Origin of the sequence: Streptomyces sp. NPDC014764 (genome assembly GCF_043082785.1) — a bacterium.
Classification (GTDB): domain Bacteria; phylum Actinomycetota; class Actinomycetes; order Streptomycetales; family Streptomycetaceae; genus Streptomyces; species Streptomyces althioticus.
In genome coordinates, this window is sequence record NZ_JBIBXY010000001.1 from 428,783 (window position 1) to 441,351 (window position 12,569).

Consider the following 12,569-nt stretch of genomic DNA (forward strand, 5'->3'; position numbering starts at 1 on the left):
ATCTGCATAATCTCTGGAGTTCGCGAGGGGAGGGACGACACGTGGACCAGCCGAACGGGCACCCGTGCCCGGAATGCGGTGCGCCCAGGCACGCCGACCGCACACCGACGTGTGTCTGCACCCGCCGCACGGCCGACGCCCTCCGCGACGCCCGCACGGCCGAGGCGGCCGCGGCGGAGGACTTCGATCCGCTGCGGATACGCCCGTACGTCGACCTCGACGGCAGTAGCCCGGACGGGTTGCCGGAGGCAACGAAGGGTTCGCCCTCGACGTCGGGAACGCCTCGCGCGGCGATGTGGGAGGGTGCGCCGACGGGCACGCCCGCGGGGCCGGGGGCGCGCCCCGACGCGGCAGCCCCTTCCGCGCACGGGACGCCGCCCACGGGAGGCCCGGCGGCCCACGACGGCGCCCCCGCCCCCGGAGAGCGGCGAACGGCGGCGACCCCGGCGGAGCACGAAGGACCGGGCGCAGCCGACGCCACCATGACCTTCCAGGGCATCGCCCCTGACGCCGCGACGCGCGACGCGACCCAGGGCACACCCGCAGCGGGCGACGCGGCGGGGACCGGGACGGCACCCCGCGCGCGGGCCGGGCACACCGGCACGGCGCCGAGCACCGAGAACGCCGGAGGCGCCGAAGGCACCGGGGCGGCACCCCGCGCGCAGGCCCCACACGCGGGCAGCCCCGCCGGCACGGCACTCGGCGCCGGGAACCGCGCATCCACGTCCGGCACGGCGGAAGCCGCAGACACCACAGACACCGGGACGGCACCCCGCGCGCAGGCCGGGCACACCGGCACGGCGCCGAGCACCGAGAACGCCGGAGGCGCCGGGGCGGCACCCCGCGCGCAGGCCGCGTACACCGACGGGGCTCCCGGCGCCGGGACCCGCGCCCCCGCGCCCGGCTCGACGGGAACCGCATCCGCAGGCACGGCGGACACCGGGGCGGTGCGCCCCACACAGACCGCCCGCACCGGCAGCCCCGCCGGAGGGCCGCAGGCCCGGACCGGTGACGCGCCCGACGCCACCATGACGCTCCGTGCCGTCCGTCCCGACGGCGCGGCTCCCGGCGCGCCCGCCGCCGACGACCGCACGTCCGTCCTCCCCACCCCCCTCGCCCCCGGCGCCGCGCAGCCGAACGCCGACGACCTGGGCCTCTTCGACGACGCCACGCGTCCCCTCCGCGCGGTGCCCGCGGGGGCGGCGGCCCCTCACCCCGAGGCCGCCGCGCCCCGGAGCCGCCGCCGGCGCGGAGCGCTCATCGCGGCGACCGGGGCCGTCGTGGCCGTACTGGGCGCCGCGGGCTGGGCGAGCGGACTGTTCTCGTACGAGACGCCGTCGCGGGACACCGCCGCGCCGGACGACGTCAGGGCGAGCGTGCCGGACGTGTCGTCGGAGGCTCCCTCGGCGGAGCCGTCCTCCGCGGCCACGTCCGCCTCCCCCAGTGCGTCCGCGTCCGCGTCGGAGTCCCCGTCCGCGAGTGCGAGCGCGTCGGAGTCGCCGTCGCCGTCGGCGTCCAGCTCCGCGCCGAGCGCGTCCGCGGCCGCCGATCCGTCGGTGACGCCGTCGGCCGGTGGGGCGTCGTCCCCGCCCGCCGTGGCGCCGGAGCCGGAGGAGCCGGTCGACACCGCGCCCGTGCTGCGGCGCGGCGACCGGGGACCGGAGGTCGTCGAGCTCCAGCAGCGCCTGCGCACGGTGTGGCTGTACCAGGGCGACACGGACGGCCGGTACAGCCACCGGGTCGAGGAGGCCGTGCGCCACTACCAGTGGTCGCGGGGCATCCACGAGGAGCTGGGCGTGTACGGCCCGCAGACCCGCTCCCGCCTGGAGTCGGAGACCGGGGGGTCCTGACAGGACGGGGCGTCCGGAGCCGCCACAGCAGCCCTCCGCCTTCACGGGCCGGGGGAGGACGTGCCGGGCCTGTCCGACCGGGCCGAGGACGCGAGGTCCGGCACGCCCTGCCCTGAACGGGCGCGGGGGGCGCCACCAGCGGCGTTGTCGCCACTCGCCCACGCCCCCCGTCAACGCCCCCGGCCCGATCCGCCGGCCAGGCCTACGCGGAGACGTGCAGCAGGATGGCCCCCTCCGGCGTGCGCTCCACCCGTACCTGGGTGAGGTCGCGTACGACGACGTCCGGCTGGTGGAAACCGGCGCGCGGGCCGATGCCGACCACCCGCATTCCCGCCGCGCGCCCCGCGGCGATCCCCGCGCCGGAGTCCTCGAAGACGATGCAGTCGGCCGGGTCGACGCCCAGTTCCGCCGCGCCCTTCAAGAAGCCCTCCGGGTCGGGCTTGCTCGCGCCGACGGACTCTGCGGTGATCCGCACCGCGGGCTGCTCGAGACCGGCGGCGGCCATCCGCGCCGTGGACAGGGCGACGTCCGCGGAGGTGACGAGCGCGTGCGGCAGCCCGTCGAGGGAGGCGAGGAACTCCCGGGCGCCCGGTATCGCGACGACGCCCTCGGTGTCCGCGGTCTCCTCCGCGAGCAGCCGTGCGTTCTCGGCGTAGTTCTGCTCCATGGGCCGGTCCGGCAGCAGCAGGGCCATGGAGGCGTAACCCTGCCGGCCGTGCACCACCTTCATGACCTCGTCGCCGTCCAGCCCGTGGCGGTCGGCCCAGCGGCGCCAGATGCGCTCGACCGAGGAGTCGGAGTTGACAAGGGTGCCGTCCATGTCGAGCAGGAGGGCGCGGGCGGGAAGTACGGCGGTGGTGGTGGCCGTCATCGGCTGCTCCAAGGCGGGGGTGCGGGACCGTGGAGGCGGATCCCGGGCGGGACAGAGCGGCCCCGCCCGCCGGTCAGGGGAAACGGGCGGGGGCCACTTTGTTCAACTACGGTACAAAACAAACCCGGCTTCCCGCCACCGCCTCCACGGGGTGTTCACCGGCGGGACCGCCGCACATCACCCGGCGACCGCCTCCCACAGACTCCAGACGCCCAGGCCCAGCATGAGCAGCGCGGCTATCCGCGTGATCAGCTTCAGCGGCACCCGCTTCATCAGCGCCTTGCCGCCGACGATGCCGAGCCCTGCCACCGCCCACAGCGCCAGCACGGCGCCCAGGCCCACGGAGATCGGGTCGTCGTAGCGGGCGGCGAGGTTGGCCGTCATGATCTGCGTCAGGTCGCCGAACTCGGCGACCAGGATCAGCATGAACCCGGCCCCGGCGACCTTCCAGAAGGACTGGTCCGCGGGCTTGCGGACCTCCTCCTCGTCGTCGTCCTTCTTGAACAGCAGTATCGCCGCGCCGCCGAGGAAGAGCACACCCGTGATCGCGTGCACGAGCTGCTGCGGCAGCAGGGTCAGCACACTGCCCGCCGCCACGGCCAGCGCGACGTGCACCGCGAAGGCGGCGGCGACACCGGCGAAGACGTACGAGGCGCGGTAGCGGGTGCCGAGGACGAGACCGGCGAGCGCGGTCTTGTCGGGCAGTTCGGCCAGGAAGACGACGCCGAAGACGACGGCCGTCACGGTCAGGCTGATCAAGGTTCCTCAATCGGTCGGGGGCTGCCCCGCCGAGAGTGACGAACTTGCGCGCAAGACACCTCGGCACGGCAGCACACGCGGTGCCCGTGCCGTACGGCACGAGGTGTGCACTGCTTGCCGAAGGTCTCGCCGGCCGACCCTCGCGGGCCTGCCTCCGGGCGCCGGCTCAGGCTGGCTGAGCAGTATGTCGACGGTCCGGCAAAGGGCTACTCCCCTTCTGCGCCGTCCATGGTACGTGAGGTCCCCGCGGACGCCGAAAGCCGTCCCCCATGACGGGCTCCGCACCGCCGTGCGCGGAAACTTCACACCCGAACCATAGACGTGTCATGTGCGCGTCACTAACTTCTTACCGGACCCTCGCCTCCCGGCAACACGGCGCCGCGAGCATCCCCCTGCACGCACGCCAACGCCCGCACCCCACAAGGGAGTTCGCATGTCGAAGTTCTACGCGCGTCGACGGCTCAGCATAGCCGCGGCACTCACCGGACTCATAGCCTCCGCCGGGCTCTTCAACGCCCCGGCCGCCTCCGCCGCCCTCCCCACCCCGGTGAGCGCCGCCACAGCGCGCAGCTACCTCGCCACCCTCCCCGTGCGCACCGAGAGCCGCACCGGCTACAACCGCGACAAGTTCCCGCACTGGATCACCATCAGCGGCAACTGCAACACCCGCGAGACGATCCTCAAGCGCGACGGCTCGAACGTCGTCACCGACTCCGCCTGCGCCGCCACCAGCGGCAGCTGGTACTCCCCGTACGACGGCGCCACCTGGTCCGCGGCCTCCGACGTGGACATCGACCACGTGGTGCCGCTCGCCGAGGCCTGGGACTCCGGTGCGGGCTCGTGGACCACGTCCCAGCGCCAGGCATTCGCCAACGACCTGACGCGCCCGCAGCTCATCGCCGTCACCGACAACGTCAACCAGTCCAAGGGCGACCAGGACCCCGCCACCTGGATGCCGTCCCGCACTGCCTACCGCTGCACCTACGTCCGCGCGTGGGTCCAGGTGAAGTACCACTACGACCTGGCGGTCGACTCGGCCGAGAAATCCGCGCTGCAGGGGTACCTCAACAACTGCTGACGCAGCACGGCCCGGACCGCCGGGTGCGCCGGTCTCCCCGACGGCCTCCGTCGCTGCGTACCGTACGGGGCGACGGAGGAAGGGGTCACCATGGCCGGACTGCGGCTCGGACCACTGCTGAGGTACGTCGACGGGTCGTCCGCGACCGTGTGGGCGGAGACGGACGGCCCGGGCACCGTGGAGGTGCGCTGCCCGGACGGCACCGGCGGGAGCTCCGGCACCTTCCAGGTGTGCGGCCACCACTACGCGCTGGTCCGGGTCACCGGCCTCACCCCGGGCACGGCCACCCCGTACGAGGTCCATGTGGACGGCGAACGCGTGTGGCCGCTCGCCCGGGAGCCGTTCCCGTCGTTCCCGCCGTCGGTGATCCGCACCCCGGCCGGCGACGACCGTGCGCGCATCTCGTTCGGCTCCTGCCGCTGGGCCTCCCCGCCCACCGGGGAGGCCGACCCGGTGGGGCCGGACGCGCTGGACGCCCTCGCCAAGCGCATCGCCGCCGACCCCGAGGGCGAGCGGCCCGACGTCCTGCTGCTCCTCGGCGACCAGGTGTACGCGGACGAGACCTCCGACGCCACGAAGGAGTGGCTGGCCGCGCGCCGCGACCTGAGCGAGCCGCCGGGCAGCCAGGTGGCGGACTACGAGGAGTACACCCACCTCTATTACGAGTCCTGGCTCGACCCGCAGGTGCGCTGGCTGCTGTCCACCGTCCCCACCTGCATGATCTTCGACGACCACGACGTCATCGACGACTGGAACACCTCCGCCTCCTGGGTCGAGGACATGCGCGCCACGTCGTGGTGGCGGGACCGTGTGCTCAGCGGGCTGATGTCGTACTGGGTGTACCAGCACCTGGGCAACCTCTCCCCCGCCGACGTCGAGGCCGACCCCGTCTACGCGGCCGTACGCGAGACCCCCGACGGCACCGACGCGCTCCGGGACTTCGCCGCCCGGGCGGAGGCCGACGCCACGGCCGTGCGCTGGAGCTACCGGCGCGACTTCGGACGGGTGCGGCTGGTCATGGTGGACAGCCGCGCGGCCCGGGTGCTGGAGGAGGGGCGGCGCTCGATGCTCGACCGGGAGGAGGCCGACTGGCTGCGCGCCCAGGCGTCCGACGACCGCGGGTCCTACGACCATCTGCTCGTCGGCACCTCTCTGCCCTGGCTGCTCCCCCACCTCGTCCACGACGTCGAGGTGTGGAGCTCCGTGCTGTGCCGGGGTGACAAGGGCCCCCGCTGGGCGCGGCTCGGGGAGAAGCTGCGGCGGGCGGCAGACCTGGAGCACTGGTCGGCGTTCCCCGACTCGTTCGCCGAGCTGGCGGAGGTGCTCGCCGACGCGGGCAGCGGCCCGGACGCGCCCGCCACGGTGTGCGTGCTGTCCGGGGACGTCCATCACGCCTATGTCGCCGAGCCGAGCTGGCCGGGGCGGGCGGAACCCGACGCGCGGGTGGTGCAGCTGACCTGCTCCCCGGTGCACAACTCCATCCCCGCCTCGATGCGGGTGGGCTTCCGGTTCGGCTGGAGCGCCGCCGCGCGAGGGCTCGGACGGGTGTTCAAGCGGCACGGCGGTCTGGGGGAGCCCCCGGTCCACTGGCGCAGGACGGGCGGACCGTGGTTCGGCAACCAGCTCATGACGCTTGCCACGCGGGGGCGTTCGTCGGTGCTGCGGCTGGAGCACGCGCAGGAGGAGCGGGGCGGGGTGCGGCTGCGGCGCGTGATGGAGCGGCACTTGAGTGCGTGACGGGGCGGCGCTCGAGCGCGGGACGGGGCGGCACTGAGCTCGTGACGGAGCGGCGCTCGAGCGGAGGACGGGGCGGCACTGAGCTCGTGACGGAGCGGCGCTCGAGCGGAGGACGGGGCGGCACTCGCGCCGTCGGGGAGTGCGGGCGGTGACCTGTGAGTCCGCTGTGCGACGAGGGGCGGTTCCGGTCATCCGGGTGATCAAGGGAGCACCCCGGGGCGGGCGGTGACGTGCGGTTCCCGCCTGTGGGAGGGGGTCAAAAGGGGGCGAAGCCATGGCCAAATGTTGAACTTGCAAGCAAGATTTAGGCGCACCTAACGTGGATCTCCGACTCGGTTCCGTCCCCCTGGACCGGCCTCATCCGGGGGCCGGCCCGACCGAAGGAGACTCCCCCATGAACGGACGCCTCACCAGCGCCCAGCCCTACGTCCTGGGCCTGTTCCGCATGGTCGTCGGCCTGCTCTTCGCCTGTCACGGCGCCGTGTCCCTGCTCGGCCTGTTCGGCGGCACGGACGGCAACGGCGGCACCGTCGAGGCCGGCGCCTGGCCCGGCTGGTACGCCGCGGTCATCGAGCTCGTCGGCGGCACTCTGGTCCTGCTCGGGCTCGCCACCCGGGCCGCCGCCTTCATATCGTCCGGCGCGATGGCCTACGCCTACTTCAAGGTGCACCAGCCCGAGGCCCTGTGGCCCATCGAGAACCACGGCGAGAGCGCGGCCATGTACTGCTGGGCCATGTTCCTGCTGATCTTCACCGGCTCCGGCGCCTTCGGCCTGGACCGCCTGTTCGCCAGGCGCGCCTCGGCGCGCGAGGGCCGGCCGGCGGAACAGACCCCCGTGGCCGCCTGACCGCACGGTCCCGCTTCACCCACCCGCACGACCGCCGACGCCTCCCCACGGCACCCGCCTCCCCGACGGACCACCGAGTCGCACCGGGCGTCCCCCGCGCACACGCGGGGGGCGCCTTGGCGTACGCGGGGGTACTACCGGCGTACGGGGGCTGCCGGGCACACGAACCCCCCGTGACCTTTCTGTCACTTACCGGGCGTACGCTGTATGGCTGTCATCGGCCTCTCCTGCCACTCCTGCCGCCTCCACCGCGACAGCGCGGCAGACACGGGCCCACGGGGGCGTACGGGGAGTGCGAGTGGAGAGTGTCGGGTCGCTGGTCGGCAGCCCGTGGATCTACGCGGTGGTGGCCCTGTCGGTCCTGCTCGACGTGTTCCTCCCGGTGCTGCCCAGCGGGGTGCTCGTGATCACCGCGGCGACCGCGGCCGCCGCGAGCACGGCCGCATACGTGCCCGACATCCTGGTGCTGACGCTCTGCGCCGCGACCGCCTCCGTCCTCGGCGACCTGGTCGCCTACCGCCTCGCCTGGCGCGGCGGCGCCCGTCTGGACCGGGCCCTCGCCCGCTCCCGTCGGCTGCGGGGCGCGCAGGAACGTCTCGGCGCAGCGCTGGCCCGGGGCGGCGGCGGCCTCGTCGTGCTCGCCCGGTTCGCGCCGGCCGGCCGCTCGGTGGTCTCCCTCGGCGCCGGCGCCGCCCGCCACCGCGCCCGCGACTTCCTTCCCTGGTCCGCCCTCGCAGGCCTCACCTGGGCCGGCTACAGCGTCGCCCTCGGCTACTTCGGCGGCCAGTGGCTCGGCGCGACATGGCTGGCGGCGGCGGTCTCGGTCGGCGCGCTGTTCGCGGCGGGCGCGGGGGCGGGGTACCTGATGCGGAAGCCGCAGCCGAGGGAGGCGGGCTAGACCCCGGGCGCATCACGCCTGTCCGGCGGCCGGACGACGACGGCTCGGCTGCCGGGAGCGCCGCTCCCTGCGGCGCGGCGGGCCGACAGCCGACAGCCGACAGCCGACAGCCGACAGCCGACAGCCGACAGCCGACAGCCGACAGCCAGGGTGCAACGCTCCCGGCGCCCAGGCAACCGCCTTCGACAGCAGGGAGCGTCGCCCGGTTCACGGCGCGGTGCACTGACAGCCCGACCGTCCACTCGACGGCCGAAGAGTCGGCGCCCGCCGTCGTTCAGCCGGCCTGTTGGCGGGCCGGGGCGCCCCTGACCTCCAGGTTCTCCAGCAGCTCCGCCGTGGCCGCGGCGATCGCCTCGACCGCATGGTCGAACACCTCGCGGTTGTGGGCGGCCGGCGCCCGGAAGCCGGACACCTTCCTTACGTACTGAAGGGCGGCGGCCCGGATGTCCTCCTCCGTGGCCTCCTCGGGGAGCGCGGGCGGACGCAGGGTCTTGATACTCCGGCACATGACCCCAGTCTCGCGCCTCCCGCCAGCCGGGTCCACGATGGAGTGAATACCGCTCCGGAGACCCCGGAACACCTCGCCACCCAAAATCGAACAGGCGTATCATTGTGCCGTGGCTGCGACCTATGACTTTCCGAGTGACCTCCTTGCCGGTCAGGAGGAACTGCATCAGGTCCGGGCCGAGCTGTCGGCCCTGCTGAAGCGGCTCCCCTGGTCGGTCGAACCCCTCGACGGGTTCAGCGACGACAACGGCTGGCGCAAGGTCGAGCGCCCCGCCTCGCCCGGCTGGACCGAGGACGAGCAGGCCGAGGTCGAGAAGCTCCGGCGCCGCGAGCACGAACTCGCGGTGTTCGTCAGCACCCACCGCTACTGGGCCGAACTCACCGGCTCCGACGGCGTGCACGCCCGCTCCGTCCTGAAGCACGCCCACGAGCACGCGGAGAAGTCGCCGTAGCTCCCAGGACGACCAGTGAATTGCAGGGAAAGCGTCCCGGCAGCAGCATGGAAGTGGACCGGAACGGCCCTCGTTCCAGCGGCCTTGCGTCACATGAGGAGACCACGAGGGGCAGAGGTGGGCAGCCGAGACGTCCTGAGCAGGGGATTCGCACTCGTGGCCGGGTTCGCGCTGCTGCTCGTCGGCCTCGCGCTGCTGGTCCTGCCGGGGCCCGGACTGCTGCTCATCCTCGCCGGGCTGCTCGTCCTCGCCGACCGGTTCCCCGCCGTGGCCCGCTTCGTCGACCCCGTGCGCCGGCGCGCGATGAGCGCGGCCAGGGAGAGTGTCTCCTCCGCCGTCCGGATCGCCGGTTCGTGCCTCGTGGCGGCGGCCTTGCTCGTGGCGGGTCTGTTCTGGGGCGTCATGCCCGAACTCCCCTTCGGCGGCTGGCCGACGGGCGCGGGGCTCATCCTGTCGGGCATCATCCTCGTCGCCCTGCTGATGTACAGCTACCGCACGACGCGCACCGGTACCCGCGATACCGGCTGACCGGGTCACCGGGTCACCGGCCGTGGCTGCCCGCACGGTCTCCTACGGGTCTCCTGAACGACCGGTCTCCTGAACGACCGGAAAGAGGCCCCTCACCGCACGGGTGAGGGGCCTCTGATCTGTGTGGGCGCGGACGGTTTCGAACCGCCGACATCCTGCTTGTAAGGCAGGCGCTCTACCCCTGAGCTACGCACCCCTGACCCGCGCACGCCGCCCGGGTCAAGTGGACAGACTACATGGCCGGGGTCACGGTCCCGCAAACCCCAGACGCCCCGGCACGGGGGATATCCCCACCCCTGATCCGCCGGTCGGCCGGATCCCTTCCGGGCCCCCGTCTCCGTACGGTCGAAGACGTCCGACGCCGCCGCACCGCGCGGCCGTCCGCCCGCCCCGTCCGTCCGTCCGTCCGTCCGTCCGTCCGTCCGCAAGCAGTATCTCCAGGGGGAGCCCGTCATGACCGCCACCGCCCGCGCCGCCTCACCCGCCCGCACGTCCCGTCCCGTACGGGCTCGCGCCCTCGCGCTCGCCGGCGCCGCCGTGGTGCTCGGTGCCGCCCTGAGCGCGTGCGGAGCGTCGGCGGCCGACGACGACAAGCCCGAGCACCGCGCCTTCGACCTGCCCGGCGCGAGCCTCACCGTCGACTCCGACGACTCCGCCCTGGAGATCGTCGCCTCGGACGAGCAGCCGGACGGCGAGATCGCGGTCACCCGCTGGTTCCAGGGGACCGTCGCCATCGGCTCCGACCCGAAGGTCACCTGGTCCATGGACGGCGACCGGCTCGTGCTGCGCGAGGAGTGCTCCGGCATCGTCGCCGACTGCTCCTCCAAGCACCGCATCGTGGTGCCGCGCGGTGTCGCCGTCACCGTCGAGAGCCACGACGGCAGCGTCCGCGCCGACGGCTTCCGCGACGCGCTGGCCGTCCGCACCAAGGACGGCTCGGTCCGCATCACGGACACCAGCGGGCCTCTGGAGCTGCGCAGCGGCGACGGATCGGTGCGCGCCGAGGTCTCCTCCCCCACCGTGCGCGCCCAGAGCGGCGACGGCTCCCTGCACCTCGTCCTCACCGCCGCGCCGGACCGGGTGGAGTCCCGCAGCGGCGACGGTTCGACGACCATCGAGCTGCCGCGCGGCAGCTACCGGGTGGACTCCTCCACCGGCGACGGCGCCGAGCACGTCACCGTCCCGCGCGACGACTCCAGCCCCCATGAGGTGACCGCACGCACCGGCGACGGCAAACTCACCGTCCGCACCGCGAACTGACGGGCCCGTGTGTTCGTCCTGTACCGGTGGGAGAATGACAACGGGCAGGGCGAACGACAGTACGGGAGAGGGATGTGACGGCGACACCAGCACAGCCGTACTCGCCGTCGGAGCCGCGCGTGCCTCGCGCGCGCCGCACCCTGTTTCCCCCACCGGCGGGCCGGCACGCCCGCCGCGTCCCCGCACCCCTGCGTGACGCGCTCGCCCTGGCGGCCCTGCCGCTGGTCGCGGCACTGGTGCTGCCCGCCGCGTTCGCCGGGGGCGGCACCCGGCGCTGGTTCGGCGGGCGTGCGGAGAACCAGCGCGCCGAGGCGCAGGCCGCCAAGGACGCCGCGGCCGCCGCCTTCTACGAGCTCGACACCGCCCAGCGCGACCTGCGGATCTCCATCGAGACGATCACCGCCGTCGACGACTCCCCCGCGGCCCGCCGCGCCGTCGACGACTTCGCCGAGCTGGGCCGGCGCATCGACGAGGCCAGCCACCGCTACATCAGCGCCGTCGACGCCCATGACCTCGACCGCGACGACCTGGACGCCTCGACGGCCTCCCGGGCCCGCGTCGACCTGACCGCCGCCAAGGACGAACTGAGTCGGGTCAAGCGGGACCTCGACCGGTTCGCCGACGGTCTCGGCCCGCTGCTCGGCAAGGCCGAGACTCAGCTGGCCCGGCTCGCGCCCGCCGTCGAACGCGCCCGGCAGGCGCTGCTCGCCGCCTCCCAAGCCCTGGACTCCGCCCGCGGCTCCGGGCTGAAGGCCGACGACCTCGCCGCCCGCCTGGCCGCCCTGTCCCCCGAGCTGACCAAGCTCAACCAGGGCGCCGGACAGCACGGCGTGCCCGCCACCCTGGACCGGGCTGCCCGCGTCACCCGCGAGGCCGAGGCGATTCGCGTCGAGGCCGAGCGGCTGCCGGAACGGGCCGCCGAGATCGACCGCCGGCTGGTCTCCCTGCGTACCCGCGCCCAGGCCCTCACCACCCGCTCCGAGCAGGTCGAACCCATTCTGAGCGAACTGCGCCGACGCTTCACCGTCGCCTGCTGGCAGGACCTCCAGGGCGTGCCCGAGCTTGCCGAGCGCAACGTCCGACAGGCGGAGTCCCGCCTCGCCGAGGCCCGCACCGCCCGCGACGATCAGCGCTGGGCCGACGCCACCTCCCTGCTCTCCACCGCGCGCGCCCTGCTGAACACCACCGACGAGGCCGTGTCCGCCGCCGGCGACCGCCTTCGCAGGCTGAACGCCGTGCAGAAGGACCCCGAGCAGGAGATCGAACGCACCCGGTTCGCCATCAGGGACGCCCAGCGGCTCGCCATGGCCGGCCGCAACACCCCCGACCCGCGCCACGCACGCCCCCTCGACGATGCCGTGGCCCGGCTGGAGCGGGCGATCGCCGGGCTTGAGGGCCGCCACCCCGACTACTGGCACTTCCTCACCGAGACCGAGGCGGTCCGGGAGACCGCGAGCCGCGTGGTGTCCCAGATCCGTGAGGAGCGCGGCGCCGGCGCCAACTGACCGACCCCCTCCCGGCGGTCCGGTTAACCTGTGCCCATGCCTCGCTACGAATTCCGCTGCCGCACCTGCGGCGACACGTTCGAACTGAGCCGTCCGATGGCGGAGTCCTCCGCCCCCGCGGCCTGCCCGGCGGGTCACGACGACACGGTCAAGCTCCTCTCCACGGTCGCGGTCGGCGGCACCGCCTCCGCGGCGGCACCGGCGCCCCGCCCGGCCGGCGGTGGCGGCTGCTGTGGCGGGGGCTGCTGCGGCTGACACCACGTCGCCCAGCCCGGCG

General features: G+C 74.1%; 13 protein-coding genes and 1 tRNA gene. 10 read left to right on the forward strand and 4 right to left on the reverse strand.

Annotation, left to right across the window (positions count from 1 at the left end; all coding sequences use genetic code 11):
- Positions 1–41 precede the first annotated feature (41 nt).
- Positions 42–1,850, forward strand: coding sequence for a peptidoglycan-binding protein (locus tag ACF1AG_RS01975; protein WP_391809200.1), 1,809 nt, complete (start codon positions 42–44; stop codon positions 1,848–1,850).
- Positions 1,851–2,052: 202 nt separating this feature from the next.
- Here the strand turns inward: ACF1AG_RS01975 and ACF1AG_RS01980 are convergent, their stop codons facing one another.
- On the reverse strand, positions 2,053–2,721 hold the full coding sequence (locus ACF1AG_RS01980; RefSeq protein ID WP_359601027.1) for an HAD-IA family hydrolase: 669 nt from the start codon (positions 2,719–2,721) through the stop codon (positions 2,053–2,055).
- A gap of 177 nt (positions 2,722–2,898) precedes the next feature.
- Entirely contained in the window at positions 2,899–3,480 is a 582-nt protein-coding gene (locus ACF1AG_RS01985; RefSeq protein ID WP_359601028.1) for a TMEM165/GDT1 family protein, read from the reverse strand.
- A gap of 433 nt (positions 3,481–3,913) precedes the next feature.
- Here ACF1AG_RS01985 and ACF1AG_RS01990 point away from each other — a divergent pair, with 433 nt between their 5' ends.
- From ACF1AG_RS01990 to ACF1AG_RS02005, 4 genes are all read left to right on the forward strand, one after another.
- The gene (locus tag ACF1AG_RS01990; RefSeq protein WP_359601029.1) at positions 3,914–4,558 is read left to right on the forward strand and encodes an HNH endonuclease family protein; all 645 of its coding nucleotides are present in this window, start codon (positions 3,914–3,916) and stop codon (positions 4,556–4,558) included.
- A gap of 90 nt (positions 4,559–4,648) precedes the next feature.
- The gene (locus ACF1AG_RS01995) at positions 4,649–6,295 is read left to right on the forward strand and encodes an alkaline phosphatase D family protein (RefSeq protein WP_359601030.1); all 1,647 of its coding nucleotides are present in this window, start codon (positions 4,649–4,651) and stop codon (positions 6,293–6,295) included.
- A 394-nt stretch (positions 6,296–6,689) separates the two neighbouring features.
- Positions 6,690–7,142 (forward strand): DoxX family protein, encoded by a 453-nt coding sequence (locus ACF1AG_RS02000; protein WP_359601031.1) that lies wholly within the window; start codon positions 6,690–6,692, stop codon positions 7,140–7,142.
- A 298-nt stretch (positions 7,143–7,440) separates the two neighbouring features.
- Entirely contained in the window at positions 7,441–8,040 is a 600-nt protein-coding gene (locus ACF1AG_RS02005; protein WP_359601032.1) for a VTT domain-containing protein, read from the forward strand.
- A gap of 274 nt (positions 8,041–8,314) precedes the next feature.
- Here the strand turns inward: ACF1AG_RS02005 and ACF1AG_RS02010 are convergent, their stop codons facing one another.
- On the reverse strand, positions 8,315–8,548 hold the full coding sequence (locus ACF1AG_RS02010; RefSeq protein WP_359745288.1) for a DUF2277 domain-containing protein: 234 nt from the start codon (positions 8,546–8,548) through the stop codon (positions 8,315–8,317).
- Between the two features lie 109 nt (positions 8,549–8,657).
- On the opposite strand from ACF1AG_RS02010, the gene ACF1AG_RS02015 reads away from it, so the two are divergent.
- Positions 8,658–8,999 carry a hypothetical protein gene (locus ACF1AG_RS02015; RefSeq protein ID WP_387794634.1) on the forward strand — a complete coding sequence of 114 codons (342 nt, stop codon included), beginning with the start codon at positions 8,658–8,660 and terminating at the stop codon, positions 8,997–8,999.
- Between the two features lie 117 nt (positions 9,000–9,116).
- A complete protein-coding gene (locus ACF1AG_RS02020; RefSeq protein ID WP_359601035.1) occupies positions 9,117–9,527 on the forward strand; it encodes a PGPGW domain-containing protein in 411 nt (136 codons plus the stop codon).
- 124 nt (positions 9,528–9,651) lie between these two features.
- On the opposite strand, the gene ACF1AG_RS02025 is transcribed toward ACF1AG_RS02020, so the two are convergent.
- Positions 9,652–9,723, reverse strand: a tRNA-Val gene (locus tag ACF1AG_RS02025).
- 257 nt (positions 9,724–9,980) lie between these two features.
- Between ACF1AG_RS02025 and ACF1AG_RS02030 the strand changes: the two genes are divergently transcribed.
- The 3 genes from ACF1AG_RS02030 to ACF1AG_RS02040 all read left to right on the forward strand — a co-directional run bounded on the left by ACF1AG_RS02030 (position 9,981) and on the right by ACF1AG_RS02040 (position 12,547).
- A complete protein-coding gene (locus ACF1AG_RS02030; protein ID WP_391809201.1) occupies positions 9,981–10,787 on the forward strand; it encodes a DUF4097 family beta strand repeat-containing protein in 807 nt (268 codons plus the stop codon).
- Between the two features lie 74 nt (positions 10,788–10,861).
- Entirely contained in the window at positions 10,862–12,292 is a 1,431-nt protein-coding gene (locus tag ACF1AG_RS02035) for a hypothetical protein (protein WP_391809202.1), read from the forward strand.
- Between the two features lie 36 nt (positions 12,293–12,328).
- The gene (locus ACF1AG_RS02040; protein ID WP_337674687.1) at positions 12,329–12,547 is read left to right on the forward strand and encodes a zinc ribbon domain-containing protein; all 219 of its coding nucleotides are present in this window, start codon (positions 12,329–12,331) and stop codon (positions 12,545–12,547) included.
- Positions 12,548–12,569 lie beyond the last annotated feature (22 nt).